Source organism: Bradyrhizobium jicamae (assembly GCF_018130695.1).
Classification (GTDB): Bacteria; Pseudomonadota; Alphaproteobacteria; order Rhizobiales; family Xanthobacteraceae; genus Bradyrhizobium; species Bradyrhizobium jicamae_B.
In genome coordinates this window covers 40,980-59,218 of record NZ_JAFCJX010000025.1, presented here as the reverse complement: position 1 = coordinate 59,218, position 18,239 = coordinate 40,980, and the positions used below count along the sequence as shown (strand labels likewise).

Sequence of the window (18,239 nt, the reverse complement as noted above, 5' to 3'; positions counted from 1 at the left end):
CGATGAGCGCGCCGTCACCGTCAGCCGTTCCCGGCCTGCGCCGGAACATGGTGACGATCTGCGCCATGACGGCGACGATCATGCAGGCGCTCGACACCACGATCGCCAACGTCGCGCTGCCCTACATGCAGGGCACGCTGTCGGCCTCGCAGGACCAGATCAACTGGGTGCTGACCTCCTACATCGTCGCCGCCGCGATCATGACGGCGCCGGTCGGCTGGATCGCCAACCGCTACGGCCGCAAGCGCATCTTCATCATCTGCTCCGCCGGTTTCACCATGGCGTCCGTGATGTGCGGCCTTGCGCAGGACATCAGCCAGATGGTGCTGTTCCGCCTGCTGCAGGGCGTGTTCGGCGCGGCGCTGGTGCCGCTGTCGCAGGCGGTGATGCTCGACTCCTACGCGCTGCATGAGCGCGCCAAGGCAATGGCGATCTGGGGCATGGGCGTGATGATGGGCCCGATCATGGGGCCGTCGCTCGGTGCCTGGCTGACCGAGACCTATTCCTGGCACTGGGTGTTCTTCGTCAACCTGCCGTTCGGCGCCATCACCGTGCTCGGCCTGATCATCTTCATGGACGAGACCAAGAAGAACCTCGAACTGCGCTTCGACTGGTTCGGCTTCACGGCGCTGGCGGTTGCGATCGGCTCGCTACAGCTCGCGCTCGACCGCGGCGAGCAGCTCGGCTGGCTGGAATCCAACGAGATCATCGCCGAGTTCATCGTCTCCGCGGTCGGCTTCTATTATTTCTTCGCCCATTCGCTGACGACGTCGCGACCGTTCATCCAGTTCGCGCTGTTCAAGGATCGGAACTTCGTCGGCGGCATCGTCTTCATGACCGTGATGGGGCTGGTGCTGTTCTCGACCATGGCGTTGTCCTCGCCCTACCTGCAGAACGTGATCAACTATCCCATCATCACCGCCGGCCTGCTGCTGGCGAGCCGCGGCTGCGGCACCTTCGTCGCGATGATGCTGGTCGGCCGCATGATGCGCTATTTCGAGGCGCGCACGCTGATCATCGCCGGCCTCAGCTTGACCGCCGCCTCGCTGTTCCAGATGACTGGCTGGACCGACATGACCCAGGCGCCGGAGATCGTGACCGTCAGCATCATCCAGGGCTTTGGCTTCGGCCTCGTCTTCGTGCCGCTATCGACGGTCGCGTTCCTGACGCTGCCGAACCATCTGCGCACCGACGGCACCTCGATGCTGACCCTGGTCCGCAACGTCGCGAGCTCGGTCGGCATCTCCATCGTGATTGCACAGCTGACGGAAGGCTCGCGGCGGGTCTACGCCAAGCTGTCCGAGCACATCAACCCGTTCAATCACGCGCTGCAGATGCCTGACGTTGCGGCGATGATCAACCTCAACACCGACGCCGGCCGTGCCATGGCCGACCGGATGGTCGCCGCGCAATCGCAGATCATCGCCTTCTCGCACGACTACCAGCTGGTGATGCTGTTCGTGCTGGTCACCATCCCGCTCGCGATCATGATCGGCTCGACCAAGGCCACGCTGCGCGCGCAGTCCGCCACGCCGTCGGATCATGCCGCGGTGATGGAGTAATTTTCGCGAGCACTTGCGGCACTCACAGCCGTCGTCCTGGCGAAAGCCAGGACGACGTGGATAGATTTTGCCGCGCATCAAGCGCCCTACTTGCACCCAAAGCTCGCCGCCTGCGTCACCGGGCCGTGGCCGTCCCATGTCGTCCGCTTCGGATAGACGCAGATGGGATAGCTGACGCTGCCGTCGCGCGACGTCAGCATGATCTCGCCGGGCGCAATGCCCTTCTCCACCCAGTCGGTCAGCGCCGAGAAGAACTGGTCCTTGTCGCGGGTCGGCGTCTGGTTGGCATTGCCCGGCAGCTTCGGCAGCGGTACGGCGTCGTCCTTGCCGGTGACGGTGTAGGGGCGGCCTTGCGAGGAATGCGCGACGCCGGGCACGAGATACATCCGCATGAACTTGCCGACCTCGGCATCGCCGCCCATCGCGGCCAGCACGCGCTCGTGATAGTTGACATTGCCGGCGGGCGGGATCGCATCGTCGGCAAGCCCGCTCCACACGATCACCTTGCGGCCGAGATCGCGCAGCTTGGTCAGGTCGGCCTTGTCGGTGATGAGGTTGCTGAACAGCGTCGGCTGCAGCTCCACGTTCTTGTCGACGCCGGCGGCGAAGCCAGCGTAATCGAGCTCAAGCCAGCGGTTGCGCGTGGCGGTCGAGCTATTGGTGATCGGAATACCCGAGGTCGCATCAGGACCCGCGGCGTAGCTGACGTCCTGCAGTCCCAGCGCGAAATTGTCGGTCGAGGCGCTCTTGATCTGCATCGAGATCGAGGTGCCCCTGGTGAAGGTCCACCACAGCTGCTTCGCGCCCAACGCCTTGCCGCCGCGAGCCTCCGCCGTCTGCGCCGGATCGACGCTGCCGTCGCGGCTCGCGCCGTACCAGATCTTGTTCAGCGCACCCGCTTCCTTCGCACTCATGCAGACCGCCTTGTCGGCATTGCTGCCGGTCACACCGTCGCCCGCCTCGCCGGCGCAGAGCAGCGCCGCATCGCGTGCGGGATTGTAGTCGCAGCTGAAGGGATCGAGCAGGAAGCCGAGGCCGGCCTTGTCGCACGCCGCGACCGCGCGCTTGTTGGCGGCCTCGACCTTGGCGGCGAAAGCAGCGGCCTCCGGCTTGTTGATCGCGGTGAAGCCGAGCTCGGTCTTCATCACGATCTGCGGATAGAGCGAGGTGGTGCCGAACTTCGCGATGTTCGGCGCCGGCTGCGCGATCATGTAGCCGTCATAGAGCTCGGGATAGTCCTGCAGGATCTTCAGGCCCTGGCGGCCGCCCTGCGAGTGGCCGTCGTAATAGACGAATTGCGGCGCCTTGCCGTAGTAGAGGTTGACCAGCGCCCTGGTCTTGACCGCCTGCTCGACCATCGCGCGCACCGCAAAGTCGCGCATGCCTTCGGCGTTGACCTTGCCATCGGACAGGAAGGCGAACGAGCCGTCCTGATACCAGGGCTGGCCGGCATCAGTCGTGCCCGAGGCATAACCGATATTGGCGTTGACGATCGCCGGCACCTTGCTGCCGATCTTGTCGGCATAACGGTGCCCGCCGCCGACCCAACCGCCGCCACCATAGTTGCGGATACGCTCGTTCCAGTTCGCCGTCGTCGGCAGCCAGACCTCGATGCCGATGCCTTCCGAATATGAGCGCGCGGTCTTGTCCTTCTCGGCGGTGACGCCGGGGCCGACCAGCAGCTTCACCAGGCAGAGGTCAGCCGCAGCCGTGATTGGCTTCGGCGCGTCGGGCGCGAGCAATTCATCGCCCTTCTTGACCTGACGGACGGCGATGACGGTCGTGACCTCGTCCGGATGGAAGGCGGCCTTGATGCCGTCGTCGCAGGCCATCGGTTCGGCGGACGCCGACGTGACCTGACAAGACGCGGCCAGCAGCAGCAACGCCCAAAGATTCTTTCGCGCGATCGGCATCATTCTCTCCCTTATCTTGTTGTTTGTAATCGGTCTCGCTGTCACCTCATCCCATCAGGGAAAGTGGTTGCAGTGCTGATCTCGTGCGGCAAGCTCTGCTGTACCTTCTCCCCTTGTGGGAGAAGGTGGCGCGCAGCGCCGGATGAGGGGTATCTCTCCGCGAGCTCAGACGGAGAGAGTATTACGCGTGGAGAGATACCCCTCACCCGACTCGCATCTGACGATGCGAGCCGACCTCTCCCACAAGGGGAGAGGTGAACCACCGATGCCGCTCGACCTCGTGTCATGTGCGCGTCAATCCATCCGCGGCATCGTCAGCGGCCGCGACTCGCGGGTCTGTGCCGCGAGACGGACCGCGGCGTTGGCGGCGCCAAAGCCGTGATAGTTGCGGCGCTCGACGATCTCGAAGAAGAAGCGGTCGTCGACGGCGTGGGTGTAGACCTGGAAGAATTCGCCGTCGCCTTCGCGGTCATACAGGATCTGGTTGTCGCGCAGCGCCTGCATGGTCGCGGCATCGAGGCCATACTTGGCTTCGATGTCGTCATAGTAATTGTCGGGGATCTTCAGGAAGTCCGCGCCGCGGGCGCGCATCGCCGCCACGGCGGCGAAGATATCGCCGCAGGAGAAGGCGACGTGCTGAACGCCTGAGCCGAAGAATTCGTTGATGAAGCGCGCCGACAGCGTGCGCGTCGCCGAGGACCCGTTCAGCACCATGCGCAGGCTCTGGCTCGGATTGATCAGCGCCTGGCTCTGCACGAGGCCGACGGGATCGGCGATCTCCATCTGCGGCAGCCGCTCGAGATCGAGGATGCCGGTATAGAACAGCAGCCACGACAGCATCTCGTCGTAGGGCATCGACTGCGAGATGTGGTCGACCACATCGAGCTGGTCGGCCGCAGCATCGCTGTGCAGCGGTTCGAAATCGAGATCCCAGTTCTTGCCGGCATCCTCCAGGAAATACAGCAGGCTGCCGCCGACGCCGCGGATCGCGGGGATTTCCAATTCCCCCGGCCCGACCGGCGTATAGAAGGTGCGCGCCTTCAGCGCCTCGGCGCGCGCCATGGTCTTGGCGGCATTGTCGACATCGAGCGCGATGGCGCAGACGCCGGCGCCATGGGTGAGATAATGCGAATGGGCAAAGCCGTCGGGCTCGGAATTGATCACGAGATCGATCTGGCCCTGCGACCAGCGCTCGACATCCTTGCTGCGATGCGCGCCGGTCTTGCGGAAACCGAGCTGGCCGAGCAGCGTCGCGAGCGACGTCGCCTTGGCATCGCTGACCGCGAATTCGATGAAGCCGACACCACGGCTCTGCGCCCTCGGTTGCAGCGGCGTCCCGGATGCCGGCGCAGCGTCATCGAGCAGGATCAGCGAGCGCAGGCCGTCGGTCGCGGTGCGCACCGCCGAGCCGGCGCGGAACTGATCGTTGAAGATCTCGTGCGACAGCGGGCCGGAATAGCCGGTGGCACGGACCGCGGCGAGGAAATCGCCGACCGGCAGATCGCCCTGGCCGGGGAAGCAGCGGAAGTGCCGGCTCCAGGACAGCACGTCGAGGCCGAGCTTCGGCGCGTCAGCCAGCTGCACGAGAAATATCTTGTCGGCCGGGATCGAGCGGATCGCGCCGACCGGCAGTGCCGGCGCCAACGTGTGAAAACTGTCGAGGATGACGCCGATCGATTTGTGATCGGCGCGGCGCACGATCTCCCAGGCGTCGCGATAGTCGTTGACGTGACGGCCCCAGGCCAGCGCCTCGTAGCCGACACGCAAACCGCGCGAGGCGGCGAGATCCCCGAGCTCATGGAAATCGGCGGCCGCGCGATCGATGCCGCCGAGTGACGCCGGCGAAACGTTGCTGCAGACCAGCATCAGATCGGTCTGCAGCTCGGCCATCAGGTCGAACTTGCGCTCGGCGCGGGCGAAGTTGCGCGCACGCTGCGGCTCGGGCATGCCCTCGAAATCGCGGAACGGCTGGAACGCGCAGATCTTCAGATTGAGGTCGCGGCACATCTGGCCGACGTCGCGCGGGCTGCCGTTGAACGTCAGCAGGTCGTTCTCGAAGATCTCGACCTCCTGGAAGCCGGCGGCGGCGATCGCGCGCAGCTTTTCGTCGAGCGAGCCGGAGAGACAGACGGTGGCGATCGAGAGCGTGTTCATGTTGTGCTCCACAAATTTGGTGGTATGCGCGTCAGGCCGCGCTGTCCTCCATGGCGCCGCCCAGGAACAACTGGCCGATGCGCGGATCGTTCAGCACCTTTTCGGCGCGATCGACCAGCCGTGTGCGGCCAAGCTCCAGCACGATGCCGTAGTCGGAAATCTCCAGCGCCGAACGCGCGTTCTGCTCGATCATCAGGATCGAGACGCCGCGGTTGCGCAATTCTTTCAGGATGTCGAAGGTCTGCTGCACCATCAGCGGCGACAGCCCGATCGAGGGCTCGTCGATCAGCACGAGCTGCGGATCGAGCAGCAGGCCGCGGACGATCTCGAGCTGCTTCTGCTCGCCGCCCGACAATGTCGAGGCCTGCTGATTGGCTTTCCTGCGCAGCACCGGGAATTTGTCGAGCGCAGCTTCGATCCGCGCGGGCAGATCGGGGATATTTTCGGCAACCACGGCGCCGAGCTGGATGTTGTGACGCACCGTCAACTCGGGGAAGATGTTGCGGCCCTGCGGCACGTAGCAGATGCCGGCGCGCAATAGCTCGCGCTGGCTCAAGCCCGTGACGTCGCGGCCCTTGAAGGTGACCTTGCCTTCGCGCAGCTTGAGCAGGCCGAAGATCGCCTTGAACACCGTCGACTTGCCGGCGCCATTCGGGCCGATCACGGTGGTGATCGATCCGGCCGGCACCTGGAACGTGGTGCCGTTCAGGATCGTCATCTTGCCGTAGCCACCGACCAGGTTTTGAACGTCCAGGATGATTTCGCTCATCGCCGGCTCCTCAGTGACCCAAATAAGCTTCGATGACGGCGGGATTGGCGCGGACTTCGTTCGGTTTGCCCATCGCCAGCACCTTGCCTTCCGCCATCACCATGACGCGCGTGCACAGCGACATCACGAATTCCATGTTGTGCTCGATCACGACGAAGGTGGCCCGCTTCTCGCGGTTGATCGCCGCCAGCCGCTCCTTGAGATCGCCGAGCATGGTGAGGTTGACGCCGCCTGCAGGCTCGTCCAGCAGCACCAGCCGCGGCCCACCCATGAAGGCCATCGCGACGTCGAGCAGCTTCTGCTGGCCGTAGGACAGACCGCCAGCCTGCTCGGTGGCGAGATGGTCGAGCTTGAAGAAGCCGATCATCTGGTCCGCCGCGCCGGAAAGCCCCGCGTCGGACGGACCGAACAGGCGCGAGGCCATGTTGCCCTGATGCTCCTGCCCGGCGAGGATCAGATTCTCGCGCACCGACAGTTTTGGGAACACCTGCAAGAGCTGGAAGGTGCGGCTGACGCCGAGCTTGTTCAGCTCGGACGGACGCAGGCCGGTGACGACCTTACCGTCGACCTTGACCTCGCCGCCGCTTGGCGTGAGTTGGCCGAGGATGCAGTTGAACAAGGTCGACTTGCCGCAGCCGTTGGGGCCGATCAGGCCGAGGATCTCGCCCTCGTGGACGTCGAAGCTGACGCCGTCGACGGCGGTGATGCCGCCAAAGCTCTTCTTGATGCCGCTGACTTCGAGGACGGCGCTCATGCTGCCGTCTCCAGCTTGGGCTTTGCCACTTCGCGCAGCGCGGACGCCGCCTTGGTGCGTCGCTCGGTGAGATAGCGATCAAGGATGCCGAGGATACCGGTCGGCGAGTAGATCAACAGCAGGATCACGGCGAGCGCATAGAGCATCAGATAATAGCCCTGCGTGAAGCGCAGCCACTCCGGCAGCAGCACCGCGATCATAGCGCCGAGGAACGGGCCGAAGTAGAAGCCGGAGCCGCCGACGATCACCATCATCAGGAGATCCAGCGAGAGCGAGAGGTTGAACGGGACGGGATCGATATATTGCGTCAGCGGCGCATAGAGCGTGCCGGCGACGCCGCCGAGCGCCGAGCCGATCGCAAACGCCATCAGCGTGTAACGCCGCGTGTCGATACCGAGCGACAGCGCGCGGATCGGGTTCTCGCGCAAAGCCACGAAGGCGCGCCCCCAGGGCGAGCGGATCAGCCACCACACCGCCAGCGATACGATGCCGAGCGAGCCGAGGCAGACATAGTAGAACGGCAGCGGCTTGTTGGTGGCGAAGCCGAAGAGGTGGGGCCGCGGGATGTTGGAGATGCCGTAGATGCCTTTGGTCAGCCAGTCCTCGTTGCGGAACACCAGGAAGGCCAGCGTCGAGAAGGCGAGCGTCACGAAGGCGAGATAATGATGCTGCACACGCAGCGCCGGATAGCCGAGCAGCCAGCCGATCGCAAAGCACAGCACGATAGACACGCCGAGCGCGCCAATCAGCGGCAGGCCCTGCGTCGTCATGATGGCGGCGGTGTAGGCGCCGATGCCGACGAACGCGCCCTGCGCCAGCGAGACCTGGCCGGCATAGCCGAGCGTGAGGTTGAGCCCCATCGCGGCGATGGTCATCACGGCCCATTGGCTCAGGATGAACAGACCGTAGCGGTTGAAATTCATGGGTACGAAGATCAGCGCCGCGATGACGGCGAGACCGAACGCGATGCGCAGATATTTTTTGGTCGCCGCGCTCATACCGTGCGCTCCTCGGGCCGGCCGAGCAGGCCCTGCGGGCGGAACAGGATGATCACGATCAGCAGCAGCATCGGCACCGCCGCGCGGTACTGCGTCGAGACATAGGCGGCGGCGAGATTGTCGACCACGCCGATCAGAAGACCGCCGGCGATCGCGCCGCGCACCTGGTTGAAGCCGCCGACGATCGCGGCGATGAAGGCCGCCTGCCCCAGCACTTCACCGGAGGAGAACTTTGCCAGATAAATCGGCGTGATCAGCAGCGAGGCCAGCGCGACCAGGAACGCGTTGATCAGGAAGGTCAGCAGGATCATGCGCTCGACGGGCACGCCGATGATGCGCGCGACCGTCGGGTTCTGCGCCGCGGCCTGCATCTGGTGGCCGAGCGAGGTGCGGTTCAACAGCAGCGTCAGCGCGACGACCGCTGATATCGCCAGCGCCAGCACGCCAAGGCTCTGCAGCGAGACCAGGCGGCCGAACACCGAGATGTCACCGGCCGGCACGATCGAGGGGAACGGCGAAGCTTCGGCCGAGAAGAACTGCTTCACCGCTTCCTTGATGCCGATCGCCAGCGCCATGGTGGCGATCGCCAGCGGCAGCACACCGTGGCGCAGCATCGGATCGACCAGCAGCATCTTGAAGCCGAGGCCGAGCAGCAGCATCGAGAGCAGGATGCCGAAGATGATCGCAAGCCAGAACGGCACGCCGGCATGCATCGCCGCCAGCATCAGGAACGCCGGCAGCATGACGAACTCGCCCTGCGCGAAGTTGATGGTTTGCGACGTCTGCCAGAGCAGCGTGAAGCCGACGGCGACGATCGCATAGATCGCCCCGGTCGCCAGCCCCGCCACCAACAGGTCGAGCAGATTGGACATGGTTTCCCTCAGCCACACGCGGAGACGGTCTCCGCTAAACTCGCTACGTCCGTTCAGTCGCCGCACGGTACGCTCCACCTCTCCCGCTTGCGGGGGAGGTCGCATCGCATCGAAGATGCGATGCGGGTGGGGGCTCTTTCCACAATATGACTCGTGGAGAGAGCCCCCACCCCAGCCCTCCCCCGCAAGCGGGAGAGGGAGTAGAGCGCCGATGCGGCGTAACCTCATTCCATCAGTTCAGCTTCGGCAGCACCTGCTTGATGACCTGCTTGCCGTCGACGATCTCGACCAGGAAACCCTGGCGGTCGATATCGCCCTTCTCGTCGAAGGTCACGTCCATCAGGATACCCGGCTCCTGCGCAGCCTTGATGGTGAGGCCGTGCAGTGCGTTGGCAACGCCCTTCGGATCGACCTTGCCCATCTTCTCGGTCGCGGCCTTGACCATGTAGATCGCGAGGTAGCCCTTGATGCCGTTATGGTCGGGCACGTAATTGTACTTCTTGACGAACTTCTCGCGGAAGGCCTTGACCAGATCGACCGGCGCATCGGTGGTGAGGCCGACATGGCCGCGCGCGCCGTTGGCGGCGTCGCCGGCGAGCTCGACCACCTTCTGGCCGACCAGCGTGGTCTCGCCGATCAGGGGCGCGGTGACGCCTTGGCGCTTCAGCTCCTTCAGCATGCGCGCGCTCTCTTCCTCGTTGACGTAAACGAAGACAGCATCGGGCGCGGCCGCCTTGATCTTGCTGACGTCGGCGGCGAAATCAGCCTGGCCCGCCTCGGTCGAGAGGTCGGCGGCGACCTTGATGTTGTACTTGGCGAATTCCTTGGTGATGACGTCGCGGCCGCCCTTGCCGAAATCATTGTTGACCCAGACGATCGCGACCGACTTCGCCTTCAGCTCGTCGTTGATGTATTTGGCGACCTTCGGCATCGATGATTGCTGGCCGAACGAGGTGCGGAACAGATATTTGTTGCCGCCTTGCGTGAGCTCGGCGGCTTCGCCACCCATGATCTGGGTGATCTCGGCTTCGGCCGCCAGCGGCGCGGTGACCTTGACCGAGCCGGAATAGCCGGGCCCGAGCAGGACATAGGGCTCGCCGTCGAGCGCCTTCTGCACCTGGGCGCGGGCGATGCCGGGATTGGACTGCGAATCGGCGTGGCTGACTTCGAGCTTGCGGCCGAGCACGCCGCCCTTGGCGTTGACCTCTTCGACCGCGAGGTCGATGCCGTTCTTCCAGTTGTTGCCGACGGTGGCGCCGCCACCGGACAGTTCCGCAACATCGGCGATCTTGATCGGCGCGCCCTGCGCGAAAGCAGCTCCGCCCGACAGGGCCGCGAGCATCAAACCAGCGATAATTTTCGACTTCACGTCCGTCCCTCCATTGTCTTCCACAGGCCGTTTAGCCGGCCTCATATTGTTGATTGCGCAGCTGCAACTGCCCCTCAACGATACCGCGTCGTCCACCTAACACAATTATCCAATTGTGTAGCAAACATAACATGATGTTATTTTTTGCCGGATCTGCCATTCGCCTTGGCCCCGGGCCTGGCTGGGGCGGGCTTGGCCGGAGCTGATTTGGCCGGGGCGGCCTTGCCGGGCTCGACCGCCCGCATCTCCGAGCGCAGGCAGTCGATGAAATGCTCGATATGCAGCGACAGCGGTGCGCCGCGCTTCACCGCGACATAGGTGTCGAACTGGGTCGGCTCGACGATCCTGAGCAGCTCGATGCCGGGATAGCCGCCATGGGCGACGGTGAACTGGTCGATCACGGCGATGCCGAGCCCGGCCTTGACCAGCGCGCACACCGTGGTGCCGAAGCGGGCGCGGATCGTGATGTCGTAGTCGAGCTGATGGCGGGCGAAGATCTCGGTCATGATCCGCCCATAGGGATCGTTCGGATCGATGCCGATCAGCGGATATTTGATGATCTCGGCGGCCGAGACCTGCTTGCGCTTGGCCAGCTCATGGCCGGGCGGCACGATGCAGTACAATTCACCCGAGGCCAGCGGCAGGAAATCCAGGCCGGGATGATCGAGGCGATAACTCATCGCCACGCACTCGCCGCGGCCGAGCAGCAGATAATCGACGGCCTCCTCGAGCTTGAGGATGTTCACGTCGATCCGCAGTTCCGGATAGCGCTTGCGGACGCGGGCGATCGCGCGCGGCACCATCACCTGGGAAATCGACGGCACCGAGCCGACGCGCAACTCCGACAGCGCACCGCGGCCGATCTTGGAGATGATCTCGGTGAGATCATCGACCTTCTCGTAGACGCTGTTGATCTGCTCGAAGATGTTGTGGGCTTCGGCAGTCGGGAAATAGCGGCCGTTCTGGCGCTGGAAGAAGCGGATGCCGAGCGACTTCTCGGTGTATTTGACCAGACGGCTGATGCCGGGCGCGGAGACGTTGAGCAGCCGCGCCGCACCGCCGATCGTGCCCGTCACCATCACGGCCCGGATCACCTCGACCTGGCGAAGCGTCATCATCTGCTTGAATGTCTCCCGGCCCGGATGGCCCGGCCGGGAAACTAGCGCAGATCAGGCGGCGAACAACACCGTTTCCTTGTCGCCCTGCAGATCGACGCAAGGGGTTGTGGACAGTGCTGCCGACGGATGCAGCCCGGGCCTCCTCCTCAAGAGGATGGCGGGAAGTCGTAGGAAATCCGCCCCGCAGGGAGATAGAACAGCGCGATCACGGCACCACCCTTCACCTCCGGATAGTGCCTGCTGCCCGGATCGGGCGCTGTCCATCCCGGTCCCTGCCAGCCCTGCAATCCCATCAGCTCGGCGCCCTCGTCCAGCGGCACGACCAGGTTCAATTCGCCATAGGGATGGCCGTGATACTGGCCACGCAGGACATCATCATGGCCATCATGATCATGGTCGTCCGCATCGTTGAAGCGGCGACCATCCTTGCTGTTCATGTAGACGGCCGTGATGCTGAAGTGGAAGGTCTCCGCCGACGGTTCGTGAATCCGGCTGCGCCGGTAGTGCGGCCCGTCGATCTCCTGATTGGCGGCCCAGCCTTCCGCGACACCTGCCTTGATGAGGCGGGCAAGATCCTTGTAGAGCGCGCTGTCGGCACCATAGGTCTTGTTGAGCCACGCCTCCATCTCGGCGCCCGGAGTCATGTCCCTGACTTCACGCAGGAAGGGAATGCTGCGCGCGATCAGCTCTTCGCGATGTCCCATGTTGGTCTCCTCATATCTTGATGTGGGTCAGTCGAATCCGGTGAATGACGCGAAGTCCGCGACATCAGCGCGCGGCATCAGCCGTGGCGATTGTCTCGCCTCGTCGCGCGCCCAGCCGATCGAGACGCCGCAAACCACCATTTGCTCTGCGGGGATCGGCAGCATCTCGCGCAGCAGAAGGTGATATTTGGCGAATGTCTCTTGCGGGCAACTGTCGAGACCACGCGCCCGCGCGGCCAGCAGCACGGTCTGGATGAACATCCCGAGATCGAGCCAGTTTCCGACTGCGAGCCGGCGGTCGATGGTCACGATCAATCCGACCGGCGCACCAAAGAAGGTGTAGTTCTTGGCGGTCTGGTTCGCGCGCGCCTCAGCGTCGGACCGCGCAATTCCGAGCGAGCTATAGTAAAGATGGCCAAACTGCCCGCGGCGCGACAGACAAGGTTCCGGCAGCTCCGCCGGATAGTAGGTGTATTCCGCGACGTGCTGATCGCGGGCTTCGTGATGCGCCTTCACCAGCGCATTGGAGATTCTTTCCTTCTGCGCTCCCGCGACGACATGGACCTGCCAGGGCTGAATGTTGGCACCGCTCGGCGCGAACCTAGCGACATCGAGGATGTCCTCGACCATGCGCCTGCTCACCGGGCGATCGGTAAAGTTGCGGCAGGCGAAGCGGCTCAGGATGATCTGGTCGAAGGAAGCGCCGGCATCACGGCCCTCGGATCGCATCACTGGGTTTTCAAGAACGGACATCCGCCTTCCTCCATTGGCCGGAACGCTTCGTCACCGGGGATCGTCGCCAGCAGCGTGTAGTCGTCGAACCGGTATTTCGAGTCTTGCGGCGACTTGACGCGGAACAGGTACATGTCGCGCACCAGCCGGCCGTCCGCCCTGATCTTGCCGTTCGTCGTCATGAAGTCGTTGACCGGCAGCTCGCGCATCTGCTTCGCCACGACCGGGCCATCCAGCGTGCCGGCCTTTTCCACCGCCTTGAGGTAGTGCGCGACGGCGCCGTATGTCCCTGCATGGATCATGGTCGGGACCTTCTGATGTCGTGCGATGAACCGCTTCGACCAGTCGCGGGTCTGGTCGTTCAAGTCCCAATAGAACGCCGAGCTGAGCAGCAGACCTTGCGCGCTCTGCAAGCCCAGGCTCTCGATGTCGGCGATGAAGACGATCAGCCCGGCGAGCTTCTGCTTGCCTATGACGCCGAACTCGCTGGCCTGCTTCACTGCATTGATGAAGTCGCCGCCGGCATTGGCGAGCGCGATCACGTCGGCGTTCGACGCCTGGGCCTGAAGCAGGAACGAGGAGAAGTCGGGCGTATTGACCGGATGCTTCACCGCGCCGACGACCTTGCCACCGGTCGCGGCAATGACTGCGCGGCTGTCGGCTTCGAGCTGCGCGCCCAGCGCATAGTCGGCCGACAGGAAGAACCAGGACTTCGCTCCGAGCCTCGAGATCGCCTTGGTCGTTCCTTGCGAGAGCGCATAGGTGTCGTACGTCCAGTGAATTCCGGTCGGCGAGCACTGGTCCCCGGTGAGACGCGACGTTGCCGCGCCGGTCGCCAGCAGGATCTTCTTGCGCTCCCGGGTGATGCCCTGAACGGCAAGCGCCACCGCCGAATTCGGAACGTCGAGAATCGCCTCGACGCCGTCCTGATCGATCCAGCGCCGCGCGATGGTGCTGCCGATATCGGCCTTGTTCTGGTGGTCGCCCGCGATCACCTCGATCTTGCGGCCCAGCACTGATCCGCCGAAGTCCTCGACCGCCATCTGCGCGGCAATCACCGACCCCGGCCCGCCATTGTCGGCATAGAGCGAGGACATGTCGGTGAGGACGCCGAGCCGTATGGGACCGGTCTGCGCGCCTGCCGAAGCCGTCGACAGCAGTGCAACAACCAGCATGCCAGCGAACGATGTATGCCACGAACGCATTTTGATTTCCCTCCGCCTGCCGCTCGTCGAGATTTAAGGCTGCGGAAGGGGAAACGCGGAAGTGAAATGATTTCAGCATCCAAATGCACGGCGTGCAGATGGCGGCTATCGGGGGGCGGTTGCGCGGAATTGCGGCATGACGTTTAGTGCTGCCAGAGAGATTGTCGCGTGCCGGATACCGGCACGTCACCCGCGGGAGAGCCCTGAGCATGACGGTCTCCTTCAAGACCCTGGATCTAAATCTGCTGCGGGTGTTCGACGCCGTGATGGAGGAGCGCAGCGTGCTGCGTGCAAGCCAGAAGGTGTCGCTCAGCCAGTCCGCGGTGAGCCACTCGCTGGCCCGGCTGCGCGAGATGCTGGAAGACGAGCTGTTCGTCCGCACGACGGCCGGCATGCAACCGACCGCGCGCGCATTGGGGATGGCACCGCTGGTGCGCGAGGCGCTGAAATCGCTCGAGATCGCGGTCGAGCTGCCAAAGTTCGAGCCGGACAAGTCGACCAAGCTGTTCACGCTGGCCGCCAACGACTTCACCACGATGATGATCGCATCCCCGCTGCTGCAGATCCTCGGACGGGAGGCGCCGCACGTCGACCTCGTGATCAAGCCGGTGACGCGGATCGATCTCGCCGAGCAGATCGACCTCGGCCGCATCGACGCTGCGATCGGCATCTTCGCGACGCCGCCCGAAAGGTTTCGCTCGAGCTTCCTGTTCGAATATGACGACGTGCTGATCACGGGTGCGAAGCGGAAGCTCGGCAAGCTCGACATTGCCGGCTTCGCCCGGCTTCCGATCGTCGTCGTCTCGTTCGGCGGCGAGCAGGAAGGTGCCGTCGGCGGCTTCCTGTCCGAACGCGGCCTTGCCCGGCGATCGGAAATGTTCGATCGGCCCGCCCTGGAGAAGGCGCTGGCGGAAAGCGAGAGCCCGCCGCGCATCGCGGTGTCCGTCCCGCATTTCCTGGCGCTGCCCGCGCTGTTGGAAGACACCGAGCTCGCGGCGATCGTACCGCGTCCGCTCGCCCATTCGTTCGCGCGCACCCATGCGATTGCGACGCATGAATTGCCCTATCCGACCAGCCCGATCGAGGTCCGCGTGCTCTGGCATGAGCGCCACGAGGGCGATCCCGCGCAGGAATGGCTGCACGAGGTGGTGCGGCGGTCGGCGGAGGACGTCAGGTCCGGCGCGAAACAGAGCGCCGGCAATGCGCCTCCGCCCGGCAAGCGTGAACGTCAGGTCGCGGCAAAGAACGCCTGAGCTGCGCCGGCGTCAGACGTCGAAGAACACCGTTTCCTTGTCACCCTGCAGGTGGACGTCGAAGGTATAGACGCCATTGCCGGTGCGCTTGGCGATCAGGGTGGCGCGGCGGTCGGCCGGCACAAGGGCCAGCACGGGATCAGCCGCGTTGGCCGTCTCGTCCTCGAAATAGATCCTTGTGTAGAGGTGCAGCAGCATGCCGCGGGCGAACACCGCGAGCACGATGTGCGGCGCCTGCGGCTTGCCGTCGGGATCCGCCACCACGCCGGGCTTGATGGTATCGAAGGCAAAGCAGCCCCTGCCATCGGTGCCGACGCGGCCGAATCCCTTGAACGAATTGTTGGGCTGCGCGCGCTTGTCCTGCGGATCGGAGAAACGGCCCTGCGCGTCGGCCTGCCAGATCTCCAGCATGCAGTCGACGATCGGCGCGCCGTCGCCGTCGTACACGACACCCGCGACGCGGATGCGATCGCCCGAGGTGTCGGGCGTCACCAGATTGCCGGTGAAGGCGTCGTTCCACTCATACTTGCCGTTCGGCGTCAGGCCGTAGGCGAAATACGGACCGACCGTCTGCGACGGGGTCACTCCATCAGGACGCGGGTTCGACACTTACTTGATCTCCATCGGCGTGGCGTTGCGCCCGCGCAGCACAATGTTGAAGCGATAGCACAGCGCCCAGTCGGGCTTGGTGTTGTCGAGATCGAACGAGGAGATCATCCGCGCCCGCGCCTTCTCGTCGGTCACCGAGTTGAAGATCGGATCGAACGGGAACAGCGGATCGCCGGGGAAATACATCTGCGTCACCAGCCGCGACACGAAGGAATGGCCGAACACCGAGAAGTGGATATGCGCCGGCCGCCAGGCGTTGTGGTGATTGCCCCAGGGATAGGCGCCGGGCTTGATGGTGATGAACTTGTAATAGCCGCCGGCATCGCTCTGCGCGCGGCCGGCGCCGGTGAAGTTCGGATCGAGCGGCGCGGGATGCTGGTCGACGACATGGACATAGCGGCCGCAGGCATTGGCCTGCCACAGCTCGACCAGCACGTTCGGCACGCCGCGGCCGTCCTCGTCGAGCACATGGCCGTGCACGATGATGCGCTCGCCGATCGGCTCGCCCTTGCCCTGGATGGTGAGATCATGATCGTGCTCGCGCACGGTCTCGTGGCCGTAGACCGGACCGGTGAGCTCGGACAGCGTGTGCCGCATCGGGATCAGCGGCTTGGTCGGCGAGCGCTTCACGGTGGAGCGATAGGCCGGCGACAGCCGCGCCGGATGCGCCGCGAGCGACTGCAGCGGATAGACCAGAGTCATGACGAATCCCCCTCCCGGGCCGGTTTGCCGGCGAGCCCGCGACGATCATTATAGGATATAATCAATCTGGGGAAGTCCTGTTTATGCCCTCCCCAAATCCTTGTTTCAATTCAGCTTTTCAATCGCGACCGCGACGCCCTGACCGACGCCGACGCACATGGTTGCCAAGGCAAGCTTCCCGCCCCGCTTCTCCATGCCGTGGACGGCGGTCAGCACCAGCCGCGCGCCGCTCATGCCGAGGGGATGGCCGAGCGCGATCGCACCGCCATGCGGATTGACGAAATCGGCATCGTCCTTGACGCCGAGCTGACGCAGGCAAGCAATGCCCTGCGAGGCGAAGGCTTCATTGAGCTCGATCAAATCGAAGTCCGAGATCTTCTTGGCCAGCCGCTCCATCAGCTTGCGCGTCGCCGGCACCGGGCCGATGCCCATGATGCGCGGCGGCACCGCGGCCGACGCAAGGCCGAGGATTTTCGCGCGCGGGGTCAGGCCGTGCTTCTTCACCGCCGCTTCGGAGGCAAGGATCATCGCGGCCGCGCCGTCATTGACGCCCGACGCATTGCCGGCGGTCACGGTGCCGGGATTGCGCACGATCGGCTTCAACTTGGCGAGACCTTCGAGCGTGGTTTCCGGTCGTGGATGCTCATCCTTGTCGACCGTGATCGGACCGGCCTTGCCGCCGGGCACCTGCACCGGCACGATCTCTTCCGCGAAATAGCCGGCGGCGATCGCCGCGCCCGCGCGCTGCTGCGAGCGGATCGCCATCGCGTCCTGGTCGGCGCGCGAGACCTGGAATTCCTCGGCAACGTTCTCGCCGGTCTCCGGCATCGCATCGACGCCATACTGCGCTTTCATCAGCGGATTGATGAAGCGCCAGCCGATCGTGGTGTCATAGATGTCGGCCGAGCGGGCGAATGCCTCCGGCGCCTTGCCCATCACAAAGGGCGCCCGCGTCATCGATTCGACGCCGCCCGCGATCGCGAACTCGATCTCGCCCGCGCGGATGGCGCGGCCGGCGGCGCCGACCGCATCGAGGCCGGAGGCGCAGAGCCGGTTCAGGGTCTGGCCGGGAACCGAATCGGGCATGCCCGCCAGCAGCAGCGCCATGCGCGCGACGTTGCGGTTGTCCTCGCCGGCCTGGTTGGCGCAGCCGAAAAACACTTCATCGACCTGCGACCAGTCGAGGCCGGGGTGCTTGGCCATCAGCGCCTTGATCGGAGCTGCGGCGAGATCGTCGGCGCGTACCTTGGCGAGCGAGCCGCCAAAACGGCCGATCGGGGTCCGGACGGCATCGCAAATATAGACATCACGCATTGAATCTCTCCCTGAATGCCGTGGTTTAGGCGCTGGATCGCTTGGAACTTGAGCGGAGTTTTAGGAGCGTGCCTGTCGGAGGTCAATTGACCGGAACGCGCGTCAAGCGCGCGTTAGCGTGAGGTCTTGTCGTATCTTGAGACGGTGGAGAGGGTGGAAAACCCCACCGCCGGAGGTAGGACCGCGCGGCGAAATTTTGTAGTTTCCGCCC

General features: G+C 64.5%; 16 protein-coding genes. 2 read left to right on the top strand and 14 right to left on the bottom strand.

The genetic code is table 11. The features are described from left to right. Positions 1–2: 2 nt before the first annotated feature. On the top strand, positions 3–1,562 hold the full coding sequence (locus JQ604_RS30400; protein WP_212364382.1) for an MDR family MFS transporter: 1,560 nt from the start codon (positions 3–5) through the stop codon (positions 1,560–1,562). A gap of 86 nt (positions 1,563–1,648) precedes the next feature. Here the strand turns inward: JQ604_RS30400 and JQ604_RS30395 are convergent, their stop codons facing one another. The 11 genes from JQ604_RS30395 to JQ604_RS30345 form a co-directional block, all read right to left on the bottom strand. After that, positions 1,649–3,475, bottom strand: a complete 1,827-nt coding sequence (locus JQ604_RS30395) for a tannase/feruloyl esterase family alpha/beta hydrolase (RefSeq protein WP_212364381.1) — start codon at positions 3,473–3,475, stop codon at positions 1,649–1,651. Positions 3,476–3,769: 294 nt separating this feature from the next. Continuing rightward, positions 3,770–5,629: a bifunctional sugar phosphate isomerase/epimerase/4-hydroxyphenylpyruvate dioxygenase family protein gene (locus JQ604_RS30390; RefSeq protein WP_212364380.1), complete on the bottom strand. Its 1,860-nt coding sequence runs from the start codon at positions 5,627–5,629 to the stop codon at positions 3,770–3,772. Between the two features lie 31 nt (positions 5,630–5,660). Further along, the gene (locus tag JQ604_RS30385; protein WP_212364379.1) at positions 5,661–6,398 is read right to left on the bottom strand and encodes an ABC transporter ATP-binding protein; all 738 of its coding nucleotides are present in this window, start codon (positions 6,396–6,398) and stop codon (positions 5,661–5,663) included. A 10-nt stretch (positions 6,399–6,408) separates the two neighbouring features. Next, a complete protein-coding gene (locus JQ604_RS30380) occupies positions 6,409–7,152 on the bottom strand; it encodes an ABC transporter ATP-binding protein (protein ID WP_212364378.1) in 744 nt (247 codons plus the stop codon). Next, positions 7,149–8,150 (bottom strand): branched-chain amino acid ABC transporter permease, encoded by a 1,002-nt coding sequence (locus JQ604_RS30375; RefSeq protein ID WP_212364377.1) that lies wholly within the window; start codon positions 8,148–8,150, stop codon positions 7,149–7,151. Before JQ604_RS30375 ends, JQ604_RS30380 begins: the two co-directional genes overlap by 4 nt. Further along, complete coding sequence (locus JQ604_RS30370) at positions 8,147–9,022, bottom strand: branched-chain amino acid ABC transporter permease (RefSeq protein WP_212364376.1); 876 nt, start codon at positions 9,020–9,022, stop codon at positions 8,147–8,149. Before JQ604_RS30370 ends, JQ604_RS30375 begins: the two co-directional genes overlap by 4 nt. Before the next feature lie 232 nt (positions 9,023–9,254). Continuing rightward, positions 9,255–10,391, bottom strand: a complete 1,137-nt coding sequence (locus JQ604_RS30365; RefSeq protein ID WP_212364375.1) for an ABC transporter substrate-binding protein — start codon at positions 10,389–10,391, stop codon at positions 9,255–9,257. 137 nt (positions 10,392–10,528) lie between these two features. Beyond that, positions 10,529–11,509, bottom strand: a complete 981-nt coding sequence (locus JQ604_RS30360; RefSeq protein ID WP_212364374.1) for a LysR family transcriptional regulator — start codon at positions 11,507–11,509, stop codon at positions 10,529–10,531. A gap of 146 nt (positions 11,510–11,655) precedes the next feature. Continuing rightward, the gene (locus JQ604_RS30355; RefSeq protein WP_212364373.1) at positions 11,656–12,213 is read right to left on the bottom strand and encodes a DUF4863 family protein; all 558 of its coding nucleotides are present in this window, start codon (positions 12,211–12,213) and stop codon (positions 11,656–11,658) included. A gap of 27 nt (positions 12,214–12,240) precedes the next feature. After that, entirely contained in the window at positions 12,241–12,966 is a 726-nt protein-coding gene (locus JQ604_RS30350; RefSeq protein WP_249158891.1) for a nitroreductase, read from the bottom strand. After that, positions 12,942–14,150 (bottom strand): ABC transporter substrate-binding protein, encoded by a 1,209-nt coding sequence (locus JQ604_RS30345; protein ID WP_212364372.1) that lies wholly within the window; start codon positions 14,148–14,150, stop codon positions 12,942–12,944. Before JQ604_RS30345 ends, JQ604_RS30350 begins: the two co-directional genes overlap by 25 nt. A 209-nt stretch (positions 14,151–14,359) precedes the next feature. On the opposite strand from JQ604_RS30345, the gene JQ604_RS30340 reads away from it, so the two are divergent. Next, positions 14,360–15,403 (top strand): LysR family transcriptional regulator, encoded by a 1,044-nt coding sequence (locus tag JQ604_RS30340; RefSeq protein ID WP_212364371.1) that lies wholly within the window; start codon positions 14,360–14,362, stop codon positions 15,401–15,403. A gap of 12 nt (positions 15,404–15,415) precedes the next feature. Here the strand turns inward: JQ604_RS30340 and pcaG are convergent, their stop codons facing one another. From pcaG to pcaF, 3 genes are all read right to left on the bottom strand, one after another. Next, positions 15,416–16,012 (bottom strand): protocatechuate 3,4-dioxygenase subunit alpha, encoded by a 597-nt coding sequence (gene pcaG, locus JQ604_RS30335; RefSeq protein WP_212364370.1) that lies wholly within the window; start codon positions 16,010–16,012, stop codon positions 15,416–15,418. Further along, a complete protein-coding gene (pcaH, locus tag JQ604_RS30330) occupies positions 16,013–16,714 on the bottom strand; it encodes a protocatechuate 3,4-dioxygenase subunit beta (RefSeq protein ID WP_212364369.1) in 702 nt (233 codons plus the stop codon). A gap of 105 nt (positions 16,715–16,819) precedes the next feature. After that, positions 16,820–18,028: a 3-oxoadipyl-CoA thiolase gene (gene pcaF / locus JQ604_RS30325; protein WP_212364368.1), complete on the bottom strand. Its 1,209-nt coding sequence runs from the start codon at positions 18,026–18,028 to the stop codon at positions 16,820–16,822. Between the last annotated feature and the right edge of the window lie 211 nt (positions 18,029–18,239).